Annotated in this window: 15 protein-coding genes; 6 read left to right on the top strand and 9 right to left on the bottom strand. The window is 64.0% G+C overall.

Annotation, left to right across the window (positions count from 1 at the left end; genetic code table 11):
• Positions 1–123: 123 nt before the first annotated feature.
• Positions 124–2061, top strand: a complete 1938-nt coding sequence (locus ACM9LZ_RS02555) for a cache domain-containing protein (protein WP_416617771.1) — start codon at positions 124–126, stop codon at positions 2059–2061.
• 6 nt (positions 2062–2067) lie between these two features.
• Here the strand turns inward: ACM9LZ_RS02555 and ACM9LZ_RS02550 are convergent, their stop codons facing one another.
• Positions 2068–2586, bottom strand: coding sequence for a PAS domain-containing protein (locus tag ACM9LZ_RS02550; protein ID WP_416617770.1), 519 nt, complete (start codon positions 2584–2586; stop codon positions 2068–2070).
• 254 nt (positions 2587–2840) lie between these two features.
• Here ACM9LZ_RS02550 and ACM9LZ_RS02545 point away from each other — a divergent pair, with 254 nt between their 5' ends.
• Positions 2841–3290: a tetratricopeptide repeat protein gene (locus ACM9LZ_RS02545; protein ID WP_416617769.1), complete on the top strand. Its 450-nt coding sequence runs from the start codon at positions 2841–2843 to the stop codon at positions 3288–3290.
• Positions 3291–3336: 46 nt separating this feature from the next.
• Here the strand turns inward: ACM9LZ_RS02545 and ACM9LZ_RS02540 are convergent, their stop codons facing one another.
• From ACM9LZ_RS02540 to ACM9LZ_RS02515, 6 genes are all read right to left on the bottom strand, one after another.
• The gene (locus tag ACM9LZ_RS02540; RefSeq protein WP_416617768.1) at positions 3337–3570 is read right to left on the bottom strand and encodes a (2Fe-2S)-binding protein; all 234 of its coding nucleotides are present in this window, start codon (positions 3568–3570) and stop codon (positions 3337–3339) included.
• 238 nt (positions 3571–3808) lie between these two features.
• Positions 3809–4633, bottom strand: coding sequence for a tetratricopeptide repeat protein (locus ACM9LZ_RS02535; protein WP_416617767.1), 825 nt, complete (start codon positions 4631–4633; stop codon positions 3809–3811).
• Positions 4634–5059: 426 nt separating this feature from the next.
• Positions 5060–7144: a TonB-dependent receptor gene (locus ACM9LZ_RS02530; protein WP_416617766.1), complete on the bottom strand. Its 2085-nt coding sequence runs from the start codon at positions 7142–7144 to the stop codon at positions 5060–5062.
• A gap of 192 nt (positions 7145–7336) precedes the next feature.
• A complete protein-coding gene (locus ACM9LZ_RS02525; protein WP_416617765.1) occupies positions 7337–8437 on the bottom strand; it encodes a DUF917 domain-containing protein in 1101 nt (366 codons plus the stop codon).
• A 12-nt stretch (positions 8438–8449) separates the two neighbouring features.
• Complete coding sequence (locus ACM9LZ_RS02520) at positions 8450–10015, bottom strand: hydantoinase/oxoprolinase N-terminal domain-containing protein (protein WP_416617764.1); 1566 nt, start codon at positions 10013–10015, stop codon at positions 8450–8452.
• Between the two features lie 131 nt (positions 10016–10146).
• Positions 10147–12852 (bottom strand): winged helix-turn-helix domain-containing protein, encoded by a 2706-nt coding sequence (locus ACM9LZ_RS02515; protein WP_416617763.1) that lies wholly within the window; start codon positions 12850–12852, stop codon positions 10147–10149.
• 204 nt (positions 12853–13056) lie between these two features.
• Here ACM9LZ_RS02515 and ACM9LZ_RS02510 point away from each other — a divergent pair, with 204 nt between their 5' ends.
• Positions 13057–13800, top strand: coding sequence for an aspartate/glutamate racemase family protein (locus tag ACM9LZ_RS02510; protein WP_416617762.1), 744 nt, complete (start codon positions 13057–13059; stop codon positions 13798–13800).
• 59 nt (positions 13801–13859) lie between these two features.
• On the opposite strand, the gene ACM9LZ_RS02505 is transcribed toward ACM9LZ_RS02510, so the two are convergent.
• Positions 13860–15491, bottom strand: a complete 1632-nt coding sequence (locus tag ACM9LZ_RS02505) for a methyl-accepting chemotaxis protein (protein ID WP_416617761.1) — start codon at positions 15489–15491, stop codon at positions 13860–13862.
• Between the two features lie 463 nt (positions 15492–15954).
• On the opposite strand from ACM9LZ_RS02505, the gene ACM9LZ_RS02500 reads away from it, so the two are divergent.
• Positions 15955–17217, top strand: a complete 1263-nt coding sequence (locus tag ACM9LZ_RS02500; RefSeq protein ID WP_416617760.1) for an NAD(P)/FAD-dependent oxidoreductase — start codon at positions 15955–15957, stop codon at positions 17215–17217.
• A 136-nt stretch (positions 17218–17353) separates the two neighbouring features.
• On the opposite strand, the gene ACM9LZ_RS02495 is transcribed toward ACM9LZ_RS02500, so the two are convergent.
• Positions 17354–19564: a beta-glucosidase family protein gene (locus ACM9LZ_RS02495; protein ID WP_416617759.1), complete on the bottom strand. Its 2211-nt coding sequence runs from the start codon at positions 19562–19564 to the stop codon at positions 17354–17356.
• Between the two features lie 309 nt (positions 19565–19873).
• On the opposite strand from ACM9LZ_RS02495, the gene ACM9LZ_RS02490 reads away from it, so the two are divergent.
• On the top strand, positions 19874–21382 hold the full coding sequence (locus tag ACM9LZ_RS02490; protein WP_416617758.1) for an aldehyde dehydrogenase family protein: 1509 nt from the start codon (positions 19874–19876) through the stop codon (positions 21380–21382).
• A 41-nt stretch (positions 21383–21423) separates the two neighbouring features.
• Positions 21424–23634: a TonB-dependent receptor gene (locus tag ACM9LZ_RS02485; RefSeq protein WP_416617757.1), complete on the top strand. Its 2211-nt coding sequence runs from the start codon at positions 21424–21426 to the stop codon at positions 23632–23634.
• The last annotated feature ends 59 nt before the right edge of the window (positions 23635–23693 follow it).

The raw sequence follows: 23693 nt of genomic DNA, 5'->3' as shown, positions 1-23693 counted from the left end.
TAAGACATCGATATGCTGCAATCGCAGAAATAATGAGATTTAGGGCGGATAAAAATGGTGTGGTTAGCGAATATTTCGGCTTGGTTCCATAATACGAGTATTTCAAAAAGACTCGGCCTTGTTGTGATATTCTCGATTGCCGGTCTCCTGGCTTTTGCCGTTCTGGCCAGTGAACTTCAGCGCACCGAATTGCGCGATCGGTACCATGCCAGCGCCCAGGCTGCGGTGGAGGGGGCCGCGTCCGTCATCAACGCCTACATGGCGCAGGAGAGGGCGGGCACCCTGACCAGGGATGAGGCGCAGGCCCGTGCGCTCGCAGCGGTCAAGGCGATGCGGTTCGCCGGGGAATATATCTGGGTGAATGATACCAATCACCAGATGATCATGCATCCGATCCGCGCTGAACTGGACGGGCAGGACATGTCCCACTTCAAGGACCCGGCCGGCACGCTGATGTTCCGGGAGTTCGTGAAGGCGGCGACCGGTGCCGGACAATCCGGGTTCGTGCCCTATATGTGGCCCAAGCCCGGCCATGACAGGCCCGTGGACAAGATTTCCTATGTGACGTTGCTGCCCGCTTGGAACTGGGTGGTCGGTTCTGGTGTCTATCTGGATGATGTCGGCCGTAAATACCGGGAAATGCTGATCGTGCTGATCGGTGCCGTCGTTGTTCTGGGCGGGCTTGCCGCCGGCGCATCCAGCGCCATTGCCCGCACGCTGGCCCGGCCGCTGTCGCGCATGACGGACCTCATGGGAAGTCTCGCCGCCGGTCGGCTGGAAGTCGATGTACCCGATACCAATGCGCGAAATGAACTGGGTGCCATGGCACGGGCCGTTGCCGTCTTCCGCGATAACGCCCTGCACGCCCGAACGCTGGAGGCGGAGAAGCAGCGCGAGGAGGAGGCCAAGGAGCGTCGCCGCCAGGCACTGGAGGTGTTGACGCGCGATTTCAAGCTGGCCGTGGCCGGCAAGCTGAAGACCGTGGCCGCCGCCGCGACGGAACTGGAAGCCACATCAGGTGCATTGCAGAAGCAGGCCGAAATGACGGGGGACCAGTCGAACCTGGTCGCCGACAATGCCCAGGTGGCGCGTGACAACGCGCAAACCGTGGCCGCCGCGACGGAGGAATTGTCGGCATCCAGCGCGGAGATCGGCCGGCAGGTGGGCATCACAGCCCAGATCACCGCGGAAGCTGTAGACAAGGCACACAATGCCAGGCGCATCGTCGATGATTTGTCGGCCGTCGTGGCCAATGTGCAGGGCGTGGTCGGCCTGATCAGCGAGATCGCCAGCCAGACCAACCTGCTGGCCCTGAACGCCACGATCGAGGCGGCAAGGGCAGGGGAGGCCGGGAAGGGCTTCGCCATCGTGGCCGGCGAGGTGAAGAATCTGGCCGGGCAGACGGCCCGCGCCACCGATGATATCGGCAGTCAGGCCCGCGCCGTCCAGACCGCTGCCGATGACGCGGCCGGCATGATCAGTGCCATTGCCGATATCATCGACAGCATCGGGCACAATTCCAGCGCCATCGCCAGTGCCGTGAACCAGCAGGGCGCCGCCACGGCAGAGATCAGCCGCAATGTGCATGAAGCCGCCTTGCGCACGGGGGACGTTTCGGAAAGCATCGTGACGGTGCGGGAGGGCGCCCATTTCACGATGTCCGCGTCCAGCCAGTTGCATGCCGCAGCCGGCGAACTGTCCGAACAGGCCGAACAGTTGCGCAGCGAGGTGGAGGAATTCCTGCGGTCCATGGAACATGCCGGGGAGCGCCGCACCGTGGAACGGCGTGCCGTTGACATTCCGGTCCGTGTTGCCAGCCGGGCGCGGCGCAACCGGCCCGCCGCCGATGTAGCGGGGCGCGTGGTCGATCTGTCGACGGCCGGCGCCGCTCTTCGCATCACCCTTGATGCCGGCCCGGGGGACGAGATCGATATCTCCGGTCTGGACGGCGCGGCGTTGCCGGCGCGTGTGATCAGCAATGATGACGGCGTCCTGCGCGTGCAGTTCCGCATGGACGACGCAACGGCGCAGAGGCTGGCGACCGTTCTGGCAGCGGCCTGACGGCGGTCACAGCAGCAACGACCGGCAATCATCCTCACCCAGCAGCCGGAAATCGACCAAGCCGTCCGCATCGGCAGGCAGGGTGGCGACGGTCCTGGCCTGCGACGGGTCATAGACCCTGAGCAGGCCCATCACCTGTGTTGCCGGCTGCCCGGCCTTGGCGGCCGCCGGCAGCAGCAGCCGGTTGAAAGCCCGCCAATGCCGGCCGGCTGGAACCAGATACCCGCGATAGAACAGGGGCAGACCGGCATCCAGGCACCGGTCGAACAGGGCGGTTCGTCCTGCCAGATGTTGCGGGGCGATGACTTCGTCCAGATGGCAACCGGTTTCATCCCGCCCGAAAATATCCCGGAGCCGGGTACCGGCCAGCCGGCAGCGCAGCCGGCCGGCCACCCGTTCATAAATGAACATATAAGGCAGGATGCCGCGCGGAATGGCACAGGGGTCCAACTGCGCGCGCGCCGGCACCACAGAGCCGCCGCCTGCCGCCCGTTCTTGCCACCACAAGGTGATCAGCGCCCGCATTCCGCGATCCGCCATGAGGATGGATATGTCTGACTGTTCAGGACCAATCACGCCGCCAACCGCCTTCTTTGTTCCTGTTCTTCACTTGCCGGCAGGATGGGTATTCCGCCGTTCCTGGTAAACAACCGTATACCATCCTATACACATGCACATCGTAACCGGCAGCCCCTCTTGCAGGCTCAGCGCTGTTGCGCCACCCTGACAGCAATGGCTGTGGATGCGGCCGCAGGGGGACAGGAACGGAAGGCGAAATCATGAGGGATAAAAGGACCCGCCTGCCACTGTGCCTGCTGATCCTGGCAACCATGATAGCCATTCCTGCCTGTTCGGGGTCGCCGGGCGGGAAGGGGGCAGGCTCCTGGCGCAACGGCGCCACGGATCGTGCGGTTGCCGCACGGGAAGCCGGTGATTATGTCATGGCGCTGCAATTCTATGAGGAGATCGTCCGCGATCAGCCCAACAATATGCAGGCCCATTTCGCCCTGGCCCAGATCAACCAGGAACTGGGGCGATACGAAGAGGCCCATCGGCTCTACCGCATCGTCTATGTGTCCGGGGAAAGGAAGCCGGCGCTCCTTTTCAACGGACAACGCGGAACGGTGCCGATGTTCCAGGCGGCAGAGGAGCAGGTATTGCTGTTACGCGCCCGTCTGGGTCTTGACGAGGCACACAGGCCCGCAATGGCAGTGACACCGAACGAATAGCCGAAGATTGGTCGGAACATTTGAACGAGCGTTACGCCGCCGTCCGTTATTCAGCAGCCACAGCCGGCGCCATGCCCCCGGCCACCGCGGCGGACTTGGCCGAACCGACCATTTCCCGGATGGTCGTGAAGCAGCGACCACATTGCGGGGTCTTGCCACAGGCCTTGAATACACCGGCGACGCTGCCCGCGCCGCCATCGACACTGCGGCGGACCGACTTGCAATTGATCGCGTTGCAGATGCAGACATACATGGTCGAAACGAATCCAGGCTCGTGCATGGGTGTTGGTCAGATAGTTACTGCAAATCACTCTCATAATCCAGCAGATTCTGCGAGCCATTCGCGATATAGATATTTTCCATAAGATAAATTATCAATCTTTCCCGTTTGGGCGGGGTAGATTCTATTTTGAAGTGCGACTCTTCTTTATAATCAGGTGGTTAGCAATGGATGCTGCCATGGGAGAGCATTATTCGCACCTGAGTTTGGCGGAACGGCGCCGGATTGATGCGCCTCTTCAAGGGTGGAGGTTCGGACAGCGCCCAGGCACAAAACATACTGGCAATGCATTTATCGACAGCCATTGCCGTCTTAGCGCCGCCACCTGCGCGTCGTCGATACTGGCTGTCCCCTTGTCGCGGATGTATCGGCTGGCGTTCGGTTCTCCCGCATCTGCTGCCAAGGTTATCAGAGCATATCCCAGAGCCGGGTTCTGCTCTCCGCCCACGCCCATCACCATCATCCGGCCCAGTGAAAAAAGGGAGGTTCTGTCTCCCTTGGCCGATGCCTTGTGGTACCAGTGCCGCGCTAAGTCATTATCCACCTGCCCGAACCAACCGGTTCCATGAAGAACCGCTACGTTGTGCATGGAGCGTAAGTCCCCTGCTTCCGCCAGTCGCTGTAATGCCGCCACTGTCGTCCGGCCCTCTTCGGTGTCGCGGCCCAGGTGGGGCACAAGGTTGTTGATGGCCTTCGCATTCCCCTTTCCGGCTGCCATACGAAGATAATGCAGCGCCAGATGCGCATCGTGTTCCTGCCCGCAAAGCGCCTCCAAATGGCATTGCGCAAGCAGATAATAGACGTCCCCCGACACGTAATGGCCACTCTCTGCCACCTTGCGGGCAAGATCGTACATGTTGCCTAATCCGGCAGTACGGCTTTGCACAAACCATCCGACCAGAAGGTTCGCTGCATTGACGGATGACGCATCTCTGCCCGATGCCGCTTGCTTCAACGTATTGAACGCTGCAGCCTTCTCATGTTCGGCCAGCCCCTCCAGAGAGCGGATGCCTGACTGAAGACAGCTCTCGTCGGAGCAAACCCTCACCAGCAGGCCATCCACTCCCCTTGCATCATTCACTTCCGAGGCCAAGGATGTGGCGGTAACGATAGTCGCAGCCAAAAGGCCTTTTAATGCCCCGCGTTGCAGCCATCGACGGAGTGGTTGCTGCGCATGCTGGCCATAAAACCCACATCGCCGGTTCATTCCGCAACAGCCCCGTTCACTCACCCAATATTGAGACAATAGCAGACAAAGACGGTCTTTGCACTCACCGGCCAAAAAGAGGCCCCTGTCTGGATGGACAGGGGCCAGTTTCAGCAGCCAATCGAAAAAATGTGATTCTTAGGGCCCGTCTGAGAAGTTTTCTTATTTTCCAGCATGTTGATGTCTTGATTCAGTCACCCCGGCCTTTGCCGGGGTGACGGTGGTGCTGAAAGACAAGACCTGTAAACAGTTGGAAGCATCTGAAATTATTCGAACGGACACTCAGAAACGAACCTTGGCGGTTACCCCGAAGGTGCGCGGTCGGGACAATTGCCCGACATCCTCCCCCGACGGCGAGCCTGTCCAGAAGGCATCGCCATATTCGGAGAAATATTGCTTATCGGTCAAATTCTTGACATAGGCCGTCAGCGACCAGTTCTCATAAGTCATCCCGGCCCGCAGATCGATCAGCGTGATCTTACGGCGGAAATCGGTATTGTCGGCATGGTAATATTGCTTGCCACGATGATCCACGTCGATACGCAGAAGCCCACCGAGATTTTCGGTGATTTCGAAACTGTACTGGCTGCCGGCGTTTAGCGTGAATTTCGTATTGTTCGGCACCTGATTGCCGCGATAGGAGGCGGTCCCGTCGAAATCCTTGATCTCGCTGTCCGTCAGGCCGATTCCACCGAACAGGTCCCAGCCCAGCGCCAGGCGTGTCTGCATCTCCAGTTCCAGGCCGGTCAGGGTCGCGCGCCGGATATTGTCGATGATCTGGGCACCGGAGGTCAGGTCGACCTTGAATATCTGCGCGTTGCTGAGCCTGGTATGGAAGGCGGAGCCGTTCAGCACCAGGCGTCCGTCGGCCATGGTAGCCTTGAAGCCCGCCTCGTAATTGGTCGTCGTCTCTTTGGCGAAGACGGGCGGCGTCACGGTGGGAACATTATAGCCGCCGGAGCGGAAACCCGTTGAATAGGTGGCGTAGGTCATCACCGCGTCGGTCCATTGGTACTTCGCGGTGACCTTGGGCTGCCACTTGCTGAAGGTCTTTTGCCGCACGGCACTGGCCCGCAGCAGGTCGGTCTGTTCGCGCTTGTCGCTGTCATATCGCAGGGCCGCGGACAGTTCGAGCTTGTCAGTCAGGTCGAAAGCCCCCTGCCCGAAGACGGCATAGGCATCATTGTCGTTGCTTTCATCCCCGAACACCATGAGGGGAACGAAGCCCGCGACCGTGCTGTCGGTGTCGGCGAACACCGTCGTGCTCAGGCTGCGATCGGTATGCAGGTAATAGGCACCGGCGATCCAGCGGAAAGGCTGATCGTTGGGAGAGGTCAGGCGCACTTCCTGGCTGATCATCTCCACATCCAGGTCCTGTCCCTGGCCCAGGGCCTGGACTGAGGAGAAGTCGAGATCGCCGCGATAGCTTTCCTTCACCCGTGAATAGGCCGTGATGGCGGTCAGTGTGGCGGCACCGAAATCCCAGTCGACCTTCAGGGACAGGTCGTCCATGTCACGCTGGCTTTCGCCCAGCACATTCTCTTCCGGCTTGATCCAGGTGGCGTTGGAAAAGCCATTGGTCGGCAACTGGCTGTAGAGAACGGCGCCGCCTTCCGTGCGTGACAGCGAGGCGCGGGCATCGACGGAAATGCTGTCGGTCGGCATCCAGGTGGCCTGCAGGCGGCCCGTCTTGTCCTGATAGAAATCGGCCTTGCGATCAAGGAAGGTGTTGGTGATCAGCCCGTCGCTGTCCTGATAGGAGACGGCGGCGCGGAACAGCAGCTTGTCCTGCACGACAGGTCCACCCACGGCGGCCGTGGCCGACCATGTATTGCCGCTGGCATAGCCGACCTCAGCCGAACCCTCCATCTTGTCCTTGGGCTGGCGGGTGATGATGTTGATGGCGCCACCAATCGAATTGCGGCCATAAAGGGCGCCCTGCGGCCCCTTCAGCACTTCGATACGCTCGATATCGAAGAATTGCTGGGCCAACTGCTTCTGATTGGATTGCGGCACGCCATCCACGACAACGGCCACCGACGGGTCATTGTTGTTGATCTGGGAAATGCCGCGCACGGTGACGAAGCTGTTGCCGACCGTGAAGGATTGCACCATGCGGATGTTCGGCGACATGGACAGGAAGTCTTCCGCCGTCTTGATGCCTGCATCCTCGATGGTGCTGGCAGAAAAGGCGGTGACGGAAACCGGCACCTCCTGCAACCGCTCGGCCCGCTTCTGCGCCGTAACGATGATTTCCTCCAGAACCAGGCCATCCTGGGCCATGGCCGGTGCCGCCAGGGCCAGAATGGCCAGGGAACCTGTGAAAATGCCGGCACCCAAGTACCGGTGGTGATTGGTCCGTCCCATGTGCATCCCCATTCCTGCTGATTGTTTTGCCACGGAACCGGTTTCGTCTCGCACACACTTGCCCGTGTGCCACACCGGTGCCGCCCGCGTCTTTGTGTTACCGTTCGTCATCTTCCTGAAATCCCGCCGCCACCGTCAAAGCGGGGGGCGGGTAGACCCGGCCCCGGAAAAGGGTAGCGGCGGGTGGGTCCGTCAGGCGGGCACCAGTTCCTCGATCGGCAGGTAGTCGCTGTCGATACCGAAGGCGCGCGGACCGAACGTGGCCAGGGCGGCATCGGTACGCATGACGGGTGGCGTGCTGATGCCCACAGCCTTGACGCGGGCGCCATATTTCAAGGTCTCCGTGGTGATCGGCTCGGCGGATTCCGCATCCAGCACGCAGACCAGATCCGGAACCATGGCCAGGAACCGGGCGCCCCGCCTGACCGTGAGATATTCGTTGCGGAAGACGATCTCCGCCGGCTCCCCCGCCGCATCGCCGAAGGGCTGCACCAGCACGCGGCCGAAATTGAACCCGTCGCGCGTTTCCCGGCTGATATCCACCACCTTGCCTTCGGCAAGCACGACGGCGTGGCGGGGCTGGGGCATGGTGCGCAGGAAATCCAGCAATCCCTGCACGGGGTCGGCCCGGCCGCGCCGGGCCTGCGCGATGGCGCGGCCGATATCCAGGGCAAGCGACAAGGTTCCGGGCACGCCCGCATCCTTCAACTGCCGCCCTGTCATGGGATAGATCGCCAGATGGGCGGCCCCTGCCATGGCCATGACGGTGGAGCGGGCAAGCTGCTCCGCGAAATGGTTGCTGCCCACCTCGAAGGTCACGGTTTCGCACCGGTCATTGGTCATGACGAAGGGCGACGCCTTCATGCCGTAGATGTTGAAGGTGACCATCTGCAATTCCGGGAAGGCGCGGCCCATGCCGTCGGCATCCACGATGGGCAGCCCGGTGCGCGCCGCCAGGATCAGGGGCAGCGTGGCGTTGATCCCGCCGGATTCGATACAGGTCAGCGCATCGGCTTTGCGGCCCAGCTTGGCCTCCAGCGTGCGCAGCGCCGCTTCCAGTGCCTCCACCTTCGGTGCGCGCTCCAGCATGACCGATGGCGCACCGATCGCGGCGATGGGGATGACCAGTGCCCCATCATCCACCTGTTCGGGCGGGATGATGGTCAGGGAGCGGCCATTCTCCATCTCCTGCTTCAACAGCAGGCGGCCGACATAGGGGTCGCCGCCGCCGCCGGTGCCCAGGAAGGCGGCACCGCGCACGAAATCAACCAGATCGTCGATGGTAATCTGCATGGTATCGGTTCCTCAGGCGGCATTGCGCGATGGGGTGGCCAGATCGCCGACGGCCTTGGCGCGGACGCGCATGGCATTGCCGGGCATGTAGGCGACAGGGGTTTCCTCCACCTCCATCACGCGCACCGTGGCAGGATCGGCGCCCGCCGCTGCCGCGGCCTCCACGGCCTCGGCCTTGGCGCTGTCCAGGGCTGCCGCGCGGCCGATACGGTCATAGAAATAAATGCGGTCGGCCTCGCCACCCACCTGGGCCATCGCCGCGCCGATGGCATTGGCCACATCGGCATGGGCCGGAACATGCAGTTCCGACACGCCGGGCAAGGGTCGGGACACCAGCACCCCGCCGCCGCCCACCAGGATGACGGGCACGGCCGTGGCGCTGGTCTTCATGCGGTCGATCGCCGCTTCCACCATGCCATGCATGGCCGCCACCGCCCCTTGCACCAGCCCGCGATCCAGACCGGCCACCGCGGTGGCATCGCCGATCCCGCCGCGCCCGGCCGCTACGGCGATGTCCGTGGCCGTCAGCACGTCGCCGCCGAACACCAGCCCCTTGGTGATCAGATCGTAACCGACACTGCGCGGCCCCACGGTGACGGCGCCATCCGGCTGGCGCACCACAAGGCTGCCGCCGCCCAGGCCGATGGAATGAAGGTCGGGCATGCGGAAATTGGTGCGCACCCCACCCACCTGGATGGCCATGGATGTTTCCCGCGGATAGCCATGGGCCAGCACGCCGACATCGGTGGTGGTGCCGCCGATATCGACCACGATGGCATCCTGCAGGCCCGACAGCCAGGCCGCCCCGCGCATGGAATTGGTCAGCCCCGATGCGAAGGTCAGCACGGGGAACCGCTCCACATGGTCGGCCCCCATGATGGTCCCGTCATTCTGGCTGATATAGAAGGGGGCGGTGATCGACAGTTTCTGCAGGGCCGAGCGGAAGGCGCCGACCACCGTGCCCGACATGGCCGACAGCGCGGCATTCATGATGGCAGCGTTTTCCCGCTCGATGATGCCCATGCGGCCCACTTCGCTGGACAGCGTCACATGCACGCCGGGTATCATGGCGCGCAGGATGGCCGCGGCCTTCTGTTCCATCGCATCATTGATGGGGGAGAAGGCGCAGGAGATGGCGACATGGCGCAGCCCCTTGCGCATCATGTCACGGGCCGCGGCCTCGATTTCGGTCTCATCGAAGGGGGCGATCTCGCGCCCGTCGAACTCGTACCCGCCATGCGCCCAGTAGATATGGTCACCGATGACGGCCGTCAGGTCCGACGGCCAGTCGATCATGGGCCGCACCGATGTGTTGGACGGCAGCGAAAGGCGCAGCACCGCCACTTCCATCAACCGCCGCCGTTCCACGAAGGCGTTCGTGAAATGGGTCGTGCCAATGGTCACCTGCCCGATGGCCGCCGGCGGCACGCCGGCCTGGGCCAGAACGCCCCGGATGGCCAGCACCACGCCCGTGCCCACATCATCGGTGGTCGGCGTCTTCAGGGCCGCGATCACCTTGCCCTCGTGAATGATCACGGCGTCGGTGTTCGTGCCCCCGACATCCACCCCTATGCGCATCGCCACAGCTCCCTTGTCGCTTGCTCCTTGGGTCCGATCATGACCAAGGCGGGACGCGCAGGCGACAGGGGCCGGGGGTAGGCCGGGCGGCGGTGATGGGTAGCGGAATTCCGCCATCCGCTCCCCGGTCGCTATTCCAGCAGCCCCTGCCGCTCGGCAATGGCCAGCGCCAGCTTGCGGTCATTGGCCCCCAGCTTGCGGAAGATGTTTTTCAGGTGGAATTTCACGGCATTGTCCGTCATGTCCAGCCGCCGGGCGATGATCTTGTTGGAACCACCCTCCGCCAGAGACTGCAATATCTCCCGCTCCCGCGGGGTCAGCAGCATGGCCGGCAGGCTGCGGTCGGCCGCCCCATCATGGTCCCCCAGGACCACCAGCAGGTCGGCGATCCAGTCAAGATTGGCGCGCGCCAGGCCCGCGGCACCTACCTGCACCACCAGTTGGCGCAGCAGGCCGATGACGGGGGCGCCCTGTTCCATGAAGATCTGCCGCGCCCCCTCCTCCCGCGTCACGGCCAGCAATTGCCGCAGGTCCGGCACGGCCTGCTCCAGCCGGCCGTTGGCGGCCAGCGCCAGTGCGCGCAGCAGCAGGATGCGCGCCACGCCGCGGTCGAAGCCCCCGGCACGCGCCGGTGCCTCCAGGGGCGACAGCAGGGCCAGCACCTGGTCGGGATGTCCTTCCGCCAGGGCCAGGGCGGCCAGGGTCAACCCCGCTTCCACCGCTTCCAGCCGCTGGATCAGTTCGGGTCGCGTGCAATGGGCGCCGGTCACCGAGAAACCCGAGCGATCGGCCAGCAGGCGGGCTGCCTCCACCTGCCCCGCCCGGCGCAGCAGATCGATGCGCAGCCCCAGCAGCAGGGCGGACAGGCGCGGCAGGGCACGGGCGCGGGCCGTGGCCTCTCCCCGGTCCAGGATGGCCAGGGCCGCGTCCAGCCCGGCCCGCGCAAAGGCGAGGCCGGCCGCTGTGCGGTATCCCGTGGCGAACACCTCGACCCAGCCCTCCCCCTCCTCCACACCGCTCAACCCGTCCAGGATCAGTTCTTCCGCCGGTTCCCGCTCGCCATGCTCGAAGAACAGCGTGGCGCGGAAGACCTGCAGAACGGCGTGCAGGCGGCGATCGTCGGGAATGTCGGTATTCGCCATGGATTGGGCACGGTCCAGAGCCTCGGCCGCGGCGTCCAGGCGCAGCCGCTCAATCAGGAAGAAGCCCTGGTGGATGGCGATGAAGATACGGCCATAGGAGGAATTGGCCCGCACGAACAACCGGTCGGCCGTGGCGGCCGTGGCCCCGGCAAAGGCCACCTCCCCCTGCCGGTAATGGATGATGCACAGGATATTGTTCACGAACCCCTGGTAATAATCGCTGCTGTTCAGCCGGGCGCCCACCTGTTCCAGCGCCTCCAGCCGCGCCTGGGGCAGACGATTGTCCTGATAGGCCGCAAGCAGACCTTCCATGACCAGAAGGTCGGCTTCCACGGGATCGGGACTGGCCGGATCGGCGGCCCGGTGATGGGCGCGGATGGCGTCCAGAAGCTGGTGCGCCTCCGCCAGTTGGCCCCGCTTGGCGGCACGCAGTGCCTGGGCCACCTGAATGCGCGGTTCGCGGGCGGCCACATGCGGCGGCACGTGCGACAGGATCAGATCCACCACATGCGCCCCGCGCGACAGAAGCACCAGCATGCAATCATTGCCGCCGATCAGGTCGATGACACGGTCCATGTCCTCGGCCAGTGCCGCATGCCGCACGGCATCGACCAACTGTCCCCTTGCCTCGTACCAGCGCGAGGCATTGCCGTGCAGCGCCGGCAGATCACGACCCCGGTAGCGGCGCAGCCAGCCGCCCAGGAACTCGCGCAGCAACTGGTGGTATCGGAACCAATGCCCCTCCCGGTCCAGCGGAAAGATCAGGGAATTGCGCCGTGCCAGCTCGTCCAGCAATGCCCAGCCTTCCTGCGTGCCGCACACCGCATCGGCCAGTTCGCCGTTGACCCGTTCCAGGATGGAGGTGGCGGCCAGGAAGTCGCGCAGATTGTCGGGCAGGCCGGCCACCACCTGCTCGGCGATATAGGCGGCCATCTCATCGCGCGACCCGGTGAAGCTGCGTACCCATTGCGCGACATCGCCCTGCTGGTCCAGCCAGAGGCGCACAAGCTGCAGGGCGACGGGCCAGCCTTCGGTCCGGTCGATCAGATGGGCGATATCATCGGGTCCCAGCCGGTCGGCGAAATATTGCTGTATCTGGGCCGGGGTGAAGCGCAGGGCCGCCTCCGTCACCTCCACCAGCGCACCGGCCAGGCGAAGCGCCGAAACGGGAAAGCCGGGCCGCGTGCGCATGGCGACGACCAGATGCAGGTGTTCCGGCCGGTTGCGCAGGATGAAGCCCATCAGCGCGTCATTGTCGCTGGATTCCACCAGATGATAATCATCCAGCATCAGCACGATGGGGCGCGCCGCCGTCTCCACGTCGCGCAGCAGCAGGCGCAGCACGAAATTGGCCGGCAGGTCGCGCAGCGTGCGCTCCGCGCTCTGCACCACCTCCCCCAGCTCCAGTCCGGCCCGGCGCAGCGAGGCGACGATGGCGGACAGGAAAGCCAGCGGCGCCCGGTCCTCCGGTTCCAGCGTGACCCAGGCCCGGTGGACCGCCCCTTCATCCAGGCCCGCCCACCATTGGGTCAGCAGCGTCGTCTTGCCATAGCCGGCCGGCGTGCGCACCAGTGTCAGGGCGCGCGCCGCCAGCCCGTCGGCGACGGGCGCCAGTTCCGGTCTTTCCACCAGCGCCACCATCTGGCGCGGCGGCGTCAGTTTGGCGGCAAGATGGATATCGTGGATCGGGTCCATGGGCCTCGTCGGTTTTGGAAAGCCGATATCCGCACATAGCATCAATGCCATGCCGCGTCGCCCCCGCCATGCCTGCCCTTGGGTAGGAAACGGGGGCGATGCGGGTAGGACGGACGGTCTTACCCGCCGCGACCGGTTGCCCAGGGCGGCGGGACGGCCCGATCATCCGGCCATTCCACGATCCCATGACAAGGAAGGCTGGCGATGGCACGCAAATTCGATATCCGGCTGATCACACCCGTCACCACAACGGGCATCCGCGACCTGGCGGAAATCGCGCATCTTGAAAGCGCTGATCTGGGCTTCAGCCATTCCATGATCGATATCGGCCCCCCCTCCATCGAGAGCGAGTTCGATGATGCCCTGGCCGTGCCCGGCACCCTGGCCAAGGCATTGCAGGCGGAGCGCGAGGGGGTGGATGCCATCGTCATCGATTGCATGGCCGATCCGGGGTTGAAGCCCGTGCGCGAACTGGTCAAGGTTCCGGTCCTGGGCCCGTCGGAAACCTGCATGCATCTGGCGTCCATGCTGGGGCACCGGTTCAGCATCGTCACGGTGCTGGAAAGCGTGCGACCGCTGCTGGGCAATCTGGCACGGGCCTATGGCGTGGCCGACCGGCTGGCCTCGCTGGAAGTGGTGGACATTCCCGTGCTGGAACTGCACGCAAGGCTGGAAGAGGTGCAGGAAGCTTTGGCGGAAAAGGCGCTGCTGGCCGTCCGGCACCAGCATGCCGACGTGATCGTGCTGGGCTGCACGGGTTTCCTTGGCTGTGCCGACCGGATCAGCCGGCGGCTGCTGGCGGAAGGGTATGACATCCCCGTCATCGACCCCATTCCGGCCACGGTCCTGATGGCGGCCGGCATGGTGCGTGCAGGCCTGCGGCACAGCAAGAAGGCCTATGCCACGCCCGTCATCAAGCCCTTGATCGGGTTCACCATCGACCGGTAAACGGCAGGCGCCGGGGCCACGGGGACCCCGGCGCGACAGGCTTCCGTCCCGACGCTATATCAGCCGGCACGGACCTGCTGGATGAACCGTTCCACTTCCAGTCGCAGGGTCTCCGCCTCAAGCGAGAGGCTACCGGACGCTTCCAGCACGTTGCCGGCCGCCTGGCTGGTGTTCTGGGCCGTCTGTTCGACGCCGGCGATGTTGCTGCTGATTTCCTGCGTGCCGATGGCCGCCTGCTGGACATTGCGCGCGATTTCCCGCGTGGCCGCGTCCTGTTCCTCCACCGCCGCAGCGATGGCCGAGGCGATATTGTTGATCTCCTCAATGGTGCGGGTGATCTCCAGTGTTGCGGTCACCGCGCTGTTGGTGGCCTGCTGAATGCCGTTGATGCGGACGGAGATATCCTCCGTCGCCTTGGCCGTCTGGCTGGCCAGGCTCTTGACTTCCGATGCCACGACGGCGAAGCCTTTGCCGGCTTCCCCGGCACGGGCCGCCTCGATGGTGGCGTTCAGCGCCAGCAGGTTGGTCTGGCTGGCGATCTCGGCGATCAGCTTGACCACGGCGCCGATGGCGTCGGCCTCCGTTGCCAGTTCCTGGATGGTGCGGTTCGTGCCATCTGCCCGGTCGGCGGCGGCACGGGCAATGCTGGCCGAAGTGCCCACCTGACGGGAGATTTCGCTGATCGAACTGGTCATCTCCTCCGCCGAGGCGGCGACCGTCTGCACATTGGCGCTCGTCTGCTCTGTCGCGGCCGACACGATGCTGCTTTGCGAGCGGGTCTGTTCCGCCGCGGCCGACAGGGACTGGGCATTGGCGTTCAGTTCGGTTGCGGCGGACGCGACCTGGGCCACCACCCCCATCACGCTGGCCTCGAAACTGTCAGCCATCTTCAGCATGCCGCGGCGGCGGTCCTCCTCGGCCCGCTTCTCGGCCAGTTTCATCTCCTCCGCCAGGCGGCGGTTCTCCAGGCCATTGGCCTTGAACGTCTCCAGTGCCGCCGCCAGTTGGCCCAGTTCGTCCCCGCGCCCCGCGCCGGGGACATCCACCGTCAGGTCGCCACCGGCCACGCGGGTCATGGCACCCGTCAGCAGGGCGACAGGCTTGGTGATCGTGAACCGGGCGATGTAGAAGGCCAGCCCGCCACAGAGCAGAAGGCCCAGGGCCGTCAAAGTGAACAACAGGTTCCGGGTGGCGATTGAGTTCTCCGTGGCGGCATCGGATGTGGCTGCCATCCCCCGACGCAGGCTTTCGGCAAATTCCCCGGTATCATCGCGCAATTTGTCCAGTGCCGGGTCGAAGCGCGTATTCAGGATGTCGAGCGCTTCTTCGTTCCTGTTCGCCATGGCCAGGGGCTGTATCTCCCTGTAGATCGACATCAGGTTGTCGAACTGGCTGGTCAACTTGCTGATTTCCTGTTCCCGGGCAGGGAGAAGCTTCAGGATACCGGCAAGGGTGTCCCTCATTTGCCTTTCGTTCGTGGCGGCTGTCACAACTGCTTCATCCATCCGAGCCTTTTCGGTCTGGGCGATCAGCTTGTAAGTCTGGCGGCCGATCCCAATAACGGCGCGGGTACTTGTCACGACCTCGGCCGCCGCCGCCGCTTCATGGTTGATCAGATGGGAATAGCGATCGTCGATCGAAAACAGCCGGTCGCTGGCATAGACCGCAATGACGCCGGTCAATATACCCATCAAGCCAAGAACAGAGAGAATGCGGACCGCGATACTGAAGCGGGACAGAGCCATCATGATCCTCTTGAGGCGGACAACCAAGGAAATGGTTTCAGCATTAATTTAAAACAATCATCGCACGAAATACAGATATACAAGGGGATATGAAAATGGTTTATTTTACATTTACAGTATTTATTACTTCTATATTCATATTTTCATTTCGAACAACAGGTTATTAAATTTCAAGCCAAACGAAACATTCAGATGCAAGCCGGGTCGCAGTCAGCAGCCCAGGTCCGGGCAGCGACAGGCCGATATGTGAACCTGCCGGAGCAAAGAGGGTAGGCAAGACCCCGCCTGTCATTGTATCGCTTTGCCCCCATGGGGAGAGAACAAGGACAAGGGGCCGTGATCCCGCCATGCCCGCAGGACAGGGACAATGGACCAGTCTCCCCGCCAGACGAGGAGGGTAGCGAGGAAGATGGAACAGGTTCAGGACCCGGTCATCATCGCGGGCGCGGGACAGGCCGGCGCGCAACTGGCGCAATCCCTGCGTCAGGGGGGCTTCAAGGGCACCATCACGGTCATCGGGGAAGAGGCGTTTCCGCCCTATGAGCGGCCGCCGCTGTCCAAGGATTATCTGGCGGGCAAGCGCGACGCCGCACGCCTTTTCCTGCGCAAGCCGGAATTCTGGGCCGAGCGTCAGGTTGACATGCGGCTGGGACAGCGCGTGTCGGCGGTGGACGCCGCGGCACGCTCCGTCACCCTGCAAAGCGGGGAAACGCTGCCCTATGGCTGGCTGGTCTGGGCGACCGGCGGCCGGCCACGGCAGCTTTCATGCGAAGGTGCAGGGCTGGCAGGTATCCATTATGTCCGCTCCATCGCCGATATCGACCGCATGAAGGCCGACCTGACCGAACCCGGACGCCGCATCGTCATCGTGGGCGGTGGTTATATCGGGCTGGAGGCGGCGGCGGTGCTGCGGTCCTTCGGCCATGGCGTCACCGTCCTGGAAATGCAGGACCGGCTGCTGGCGCGCGTCACCTCGCCCACCGTGTCGCGCTTCTTCCGGAACCTGCATGAAGGCCATGGCGTCAAGGTCATGCTGTCCACGGGTGTCACCGGCCTGACGGGCGTGGATGGCCGCGTCACGGGTGTGGCCCTGTCCGATGGCAGCACGCTGCCGGCCGATCTGGTGGTGGTCGGCGTGGGCATCATTCCCAATGTGGAACCGCTGGCGGCGGCCGGGCTGCCCTGCCCCAACGGCGTGGCCGTGGATGAGTTCTGCCGTTCCTCCGACCCGCATATCCTGGCCATCGGCGATTGCGCCCTGCATCCCAACGGTTTCGCCGACGCCCATATCCGGCTGGAATCGGTGCAGAATGCCATCGATCAGGCGAAGGTCGCGGCCGATGTCATCCTGGGCAATCCCAAGCCCTATACGGCAATGCCCTGGTTCTGGTCCGACCAGTACGAGGTGAAGATGCAGACCGCAGGCCTGTCGATCGGCCATGATCAGGTCGTGGTCCGTGGGACGGAAGGCAAGCTTCCATTCTCCGTCGCCTATCTGAAGCAGGGCAAGCTGATCGCGCTGGATTGTCTGGGCTCGCCCAAGGATTTCATGCAGTGCCGGGCGCTGGTGACGGCCCGTGCCGCTGTCGATCCGGAAAAGCTGGCTGATACGGGCATCGACCTGAAAAGCCTGATGGCGGCTGCCGCCCCGGCCCCGGCCCCGGCTGAATAGATCAGGATATTTTCCGTATGAATCAATAGATAAGATAATTTTTCTTATCTATTGATTTAATATGCATAATACAGTGCGAAAAACTTCGGATTCCGAACAAGGGCTGGCGGGATGCCCGCCAGCCCTTTCCGCGTCTTCAGGGCTTCAGGCGTTGAGCGCGAACGCGGGCCTTGGCGGAAAGGCTATCCACGCCAGCCGACGGGCCCACGACGACCGTGTAGCTTCCGCCCTTGATCTGCCATTTGTTGGCCGCTTCGTCGAAGTGCCCCAGCAGGCGGGGATCGGCTTTCACGGTGACGGTCCGGTGTTCACCCGGCGCCAGTTCCACCTTGTCGAAGCCGATCAGGCGCCGCAACGGCGTGCCGGCCGCGTCGGCCAGATAGACCTGCGGCGCGTCCTTTCCCGCCACCGCGCCCGTATTGCTCACCTCGAAGCTGACGGTCAGCGTGTCGCCGCCCCTCACTCGCAGCTTGTCATAGGCAAAGCTGGTGTAGGACAGGCCGTGGCCGAACGGGAACAGCGGCTTCATATCCCTGGCGGCGAACAGGCGGTAACCGACATCGGCCCCTTCGTCATAGACCACGTCGAATTGCTGCTTGGCCGGCAGGCCCCAGCCCGGCAGATCGGCACGCGGGAACTGGTCCAGGCTGGCCGGAAAGGTCTGTGGCAGGCGGCCGGACGGATTGACCCGGCCGGTCAGCACATCGGCGATGGCCTCCCCGCCCTTCTGACCGCTGTACCAGGCGGCGATCACGCCCCCCACCTTGTCCAGCCACGGCATCAGCACGGGACCGCCGGTCTGCAGAACCACGATGCTGTTGGGATTGGCCGCCGTCACGGCGTCGATCAGCGCGTCCTGGCCCTGCGGCAGCGACAGGTCATAGGCGTCCAGCGCCTCTGCCATCCATTGATTGGCGAAGATGATGGCGATATCCGCCTGCGCCGCTGCCGCGGCCGCGGCAGCGGGATACCGGCCGTCATTGAAGGTGATGCTGGCATCGGGCAGCACCGCGCGCAGCGCCTTCAGCGGCGAGGACGGATGAAAGACCTGCCGGCCCCACATGGCCTGCGGCCCCTCCCCGCCAACCGGCACAACGCGCGCATTGCCACCGGTGGCCGTCACCTGCGACGACCCTGCGCCTGACAGCACACCGCTGTCGGCATGGCCGCCGATGACGGCAATCGTCCTGACGGCCGGCGACAACGGCAGAAGGCCCTTGGCATTGGCCAGCAGTACGATCCCCTCGTCTGCCACTTGCTTGGCGATGGCGGCATGCGCCGCGGCATCGATCTCCGGCTTCACCGGCTTGCCATCGAACAGGCCGGCGGCGAACATGGAACGCAGGATGCGCTGCGCCATGTCGGACAGGCGGGTTTCGGGGATGGTCCCGGCGGCAACCGCCTGTTTCAGCGGTTCCCCGAACCAGACCTGCTCATCCAATTGTTCGCCCGACTGCTGGTCCAGGCCCTTCAGGGCATAATCTGTCGCATGCACGGCCCCCCAGTCCGACATCACCCAGCCCTTGTAGCCCCAATCCCCCTTCAGCACCTTGTTCAGAAGGTGGTCGTTGCCGCAGGAATAGGCGCCGTTCACAAGGTTGTAGGCGCACATGACGGAGCCGGGCTGGCCCCTCTCGATGGCGATCTGAAAGGCCAGCAGATCGCTTTCGCGATGTGCAGCCTCATCAATGACCGAATTGGCGTGGAATCGGCCAGTTTCCTGCCCGTTCAGGCTGAAATGCTTGACCGTGGAGATGATGTTCTGGTCCTGGATTCCCCGGATGCTCTCGCCCGCCAGCACTCCGGCCAGCAGGGGGTCTTCCCCCAGATATTCAAAATTGCGGCCATTGCGCGGGTCGCGCGCCAGATTGGCGCCGCCGGCCAGCAGCACGTTGAAGCCGCGCGCGGCGGCCTCCCGCCCGATCATCACGCCGCCTTGATAGGCCAGCGGTGCATTGAAGCTGGCCGCCAGTGCGATGCTGGCCGGCAGGGCGGTGGCCGTATCGCCGGGCCGGACATTCCCCGGGTTGGTGATGCCCAGGCTTGCATCTGTTTCCGTCAGGGCCGGAATGCCCAGGCGCGGCACACCGGGAATGAAGCCGGCCCCGCCGACCGACCCGGCCGGCAAGGGCGGGCCGCCGGGAAAGCTCAGCGCCATGGGACCATGTAGCAGGCCGATCCGCTCATCCAGGGTCAGTTCCTGCACCAGCAGGCGGGCCCGCTCATCGGGCGACAGCGACGGGTTGCGCCAGCCCTCCGCCGCCTGTGCCGTCACGGCGTAGCAAAGGAGGCTGCCAGCGCAAAGACCAACAGCCAGCACAGGCTTCAGGGCCCGGTTCATTGACATGACCATACCTCTCCGGAACAATATTGATACGGCCAAATATTTGGCGGGTGAAGTTTTCAAATATCCACTGATAAGAAACAATCACCATCACCAATGCCATACCTGTCCATCAGGTGGTCATAGAACCAGATGGATATTGTCCGACAAACCGTTCTTCCGGCATCCGCGCCCCATATTAGGCAATGTTTATCACCACACAGCGGATAAACGCCAGATCATCCCTGACAGGTTGCGTTTCCCTGCACTCTATTGCTTGGCAGAAAAAACGCCGGCCGAGGCGGCCCCTTACGAACTTGGGAGTGCGGTGGAATGCGCATCGAAAATCTCGCGCCGGCACAGCCGGCAGCCCTTGAGTGGCTGAAGAAGCCCCGGCACGGATTGCTGATCGGCGGTGACTGGGTGGCCCCGGCCGCCGGACGCTACCTTCCCACCGTCAATCCCGCGACGGGGGAGACCATCGCGGAGATCGCAGCGGCCGATGCCGGCGATGTGGATCGCGCCGTCGCCGCGGCCCGCAAGGCGTTCGAGGATGGTGAATGGCGATCCATGGTCCCGGCGGCGCGCGCCCGCCTCCTGTGGCGCATCGCCGACCTGATCGATGCCCATATCGACGAATTGTCGGAACTGGAAACCCTGGACCAGGGCAAGGCCCTCTATGTCGGCCGCTGGGCGGAAATCCCGATGGCGGCCGAGCAATTCCGGTTCTTCGCCGGTCTTTGCACCAAGGTGACAGGCGACACGATCCCCTCTTCCATCACCTATCAGCCGGCGGGCACCCGCATCCAGGCCTTCACCGCCAAGGAGCCGGTTGGCGTGGTCGCCGCCATCACGCCGTGGAACTCGCCCCTCATCATGCATGCCATGAAGCTGGCGCCGGCACTGGCGGCGGGTTGCACCGTGGTGCTGAAACCGGCGGAGGAGACATCGCTGACGGCATTGCGCCTGGCGGAACTTCTGGTGGAGGCCGGCGTGCCGGCTGGTGTCGTCAATGTGGTCACGGGCCTTGGCTCGGTCGTGGGTGCCGCGCTGTCGGCCCATCCCGGTGTCGACAAGGTGGCGTTCACCGGCTCCACGGCCACCGGCCGCGCCATTCTGGACGGTGCCAGGGGCAACCTGAAGAAGGTCACCCTGGAACTGGGCGGCAAGTCGCCCGTCGTCATCATGCCGGATGCCGACCTTGACGCCGCCATTGCCGGTGCTGCCAACGCCATCTTCTTCAATGGCGGACAGGTCTGTGTCGCGGGTTCCCGCCTTTATATCCACCGGTCCGTCTTCGACAAGGTGGTGGAAGGCGTGGCGGAGATCGCACGCACCATCCGCCTTGGCCACGGGCTGGCGCCCGAGACGCAGATGGGTCCGCTGGTCAGCCGCCGTCAGGCTGACCGGGTGAAGGCCTATATCGACGGTGCCATCGCCGATGGGGCCACGCTGGTGACAGGCGGCGGGCAGAAAGGGCCGGCCGGCACCTTCATCGAGCCGACCGTCATCACCGGTGCCGATCCCGGATCGCGCATTGTCTGCGAGGAGGTATTCGGCCCGGTGGTGGTGGCCGCCCCCTTCGATGACGTGACCGAGGTGATCGCCGCGGCCAATGATACCGAGTTCGGTCTGGCCGCCAGCGTCTGGACCCGCGACCTGTCGGCGGCTCATCGCCTGTCGTCGGACATCCGGGCCGGCACCGTCTGGGTCAATTGCCATTCCTTCTGGGACGTCGCGCTGCCCATCGGCGGTTTCAAGCAATCCGGCTGGGGACGGGAAAGCGGTGCCGGCGCCATCGAAAATTATCTGGAAATCAAAACCGTGTGCATGGTCGTCTGAACGACGGGCATGGCAACAAGAAACGCAGGGATGCTTCTTTCATGTACTTCTTTGTCAAACGGCAACGTGCCCTGTTGCTGGCGACCGCGCTGTCCGCCGCCACGTTGCCGGCGCTGGCCCAAGGTGCTGCCGATACGCTGACGCTGGACGAGATCATCGTGACAGCACAACGCCGGCAGCAGCCGCTGCAGACCACGCCCGTCGCCGTGACGGCCCTGACCGCCGCCGCCCTGGCCGACCAGCAGATCGGCACGGCCGAAGATCTTTCAGCCGTCGTGCCGGGCCTGACGCTGATGCCCGTGACGGCCAGCCGCTCCACCCTGCAGGTTGGCCTGCGTGGCGGCTCCGAACAGTCCGGCGGGCTGGTCACTTCCGAATCCGCCGTCGCCTTCTATGTCGATGATGTCTATCGCGGCCGTCTGGCCGGGTCGAACCTGGAACTGGCCGATATCCAGCGGATCGAGGTGCTGCGCGGACCGCAGGGCACGCTTTACGGCCGCAACTCCTTCTCCGGTGCCATCAAGGTGGTCACCCGCACGCCGGGCGAGGATGAATGGGCCGAGGTGCAGGCCGGCATCGGATCGCACAAGGAATACCATGCCTCGGCTTCCTGGGGCGGTGACCTGATCGAAGACAGCCTGGGGGCGTCGCTGTCCGTCCTGTTCCGCGACCAGGATGGCTATGTCTATAACGAAGCGCTGGACCGGGATGTGTTCGGCCAGCAGAATCTGGCCCTGCGCGGCAAGCTGCATTTCTATGGCCGCGACGGGCTGAAGGCCACCTTGTCGGTCACCCGCACGCAGGATCGCAATGACGGGCCGGCCAACCTGATCCCTGTCACCTTCCCCGGCACCTACCCCACACAGGCGGCCAACGCCGTATCCACCAGGGATGCCACAGCGCGCGCGGGCTCGCGCTATGTCAGCCTGTCGACGGCGGAACCGGACGGCTATACCGACCAGACCGCCGTGTCTCTGGACATCACGGCCGACTGGGGCGATGTCACGGTGCGCTCCATCTCCGCCTTTGTCGGCACCAGCGACGGTTTCGTCTTCGACCTGTCTGGTGGCATCCGCGATCCCGATGGCACCTACCGCCCCAATGGCCTGGTACGGGACGGCCGCGGCCGGACCGACCAGTACAGCCAGGAGGTGCAGTTCCAGGGCGAGGGGCTGGACGGCCGCCTCAACTGGATCACCGGCCTTTACTATTTCCGTGAGGAAAGCCTGCAGGTGATGAAGGATGTGCTGGTATTGGGGCCGGGCTTTTCCATGCCCGTACTGCCGCAGACCATCGACAGCACCACCGACAGCTATGCCGCCTTTGCCCAGGGTACATATGATGTGAACGACCGCCTGTCGTTCACGGCCGGCCTGCGCTATACGAAGGACAAGAAGAAGCTGGACGGCACCATCCAGAACTATCTGCCCTTTGCACCCGGGCCGGCCATCGCGCTGGTGCCCGTCGTGCGGGAGCCGCGCTTCAGTTCCTGGTCGCCCAAGCTTGGCCTGGATTATAAGTTCACCGACGACATCTTCGGGTATGCCACCGTGTCACGGGGCTTCAAGGCCGGCGGGTTCAACGGGCTGGCTGTTGCCAACCCCGTCGTGTTCGGCACCGTTTACGATCCGCAGACGGTCTGGGCCTATGAGGCCGGGTTGAAGGCCACCATGCTGGATGGGCGCCTGCGTGCAAACCTTTCCGTATACCGCAACGATCTTGAGGACCTGCAGCAGACCGAGCAGGTGGCCGCAGGCTCCTATGCCATCCGCAATATCGGCAATGCCCGCGTCAATGGTGCCGAACTGGAACTGACCCTGCGGGCCACCGACGGGCTGGATCTTTTCGCCAACCTGGGTCTGATGGATGACAGGTACAAGTCCAAGAACCCGCTGTCGGACAGCGCCACCGCCGGTGCCAAACACCTGCCGCTGGTCTCTCCCTGGTCTGTACAGACGGGGTTCACCTATGAAACCCCCGCCTTCTGGCAGGATCAGGCCCGCCTGCGCCTGTCCGGCAGCTATCAGTATCAGGACGATTATTATTCGACCGTCGCCAATCTGATCGTGACCGACACGGTTGGCCTGTTCGCGGCCTCGCTGGCCCTGCTGTCGGAGAATGATAGCTGGAGCCTGACCTTGTCGGGCAAGAACCTGACGAACCGTTCATATTTCACGACGGCGCCAAGCAATGCGGCGCTCGCGGTCGGTGAACCGCGGACCTGGACCCTGACGGCGGGTTACAAGTTCTGAACCCGTCCGTTCCGGTTGGGGGGATGGTGTCGGGGTGACCCAGCCGCCCCCCGATTGCC

The organism is Niveispirillum fermenti, from assembly GCF_048066175.1.
GTDB classification, from domain to species: domain Bacteria; phylum Pseudomonadota; class Alphaproteobacteria; order Azospirillales; family Azospirillaceae; genus Niveispirillum; species Niveispirillum fermenti.
Note: the sequence above shows the minus strand (reverse complement) of the source record. Positions and strands in the feature narration are given on the sequence as shown.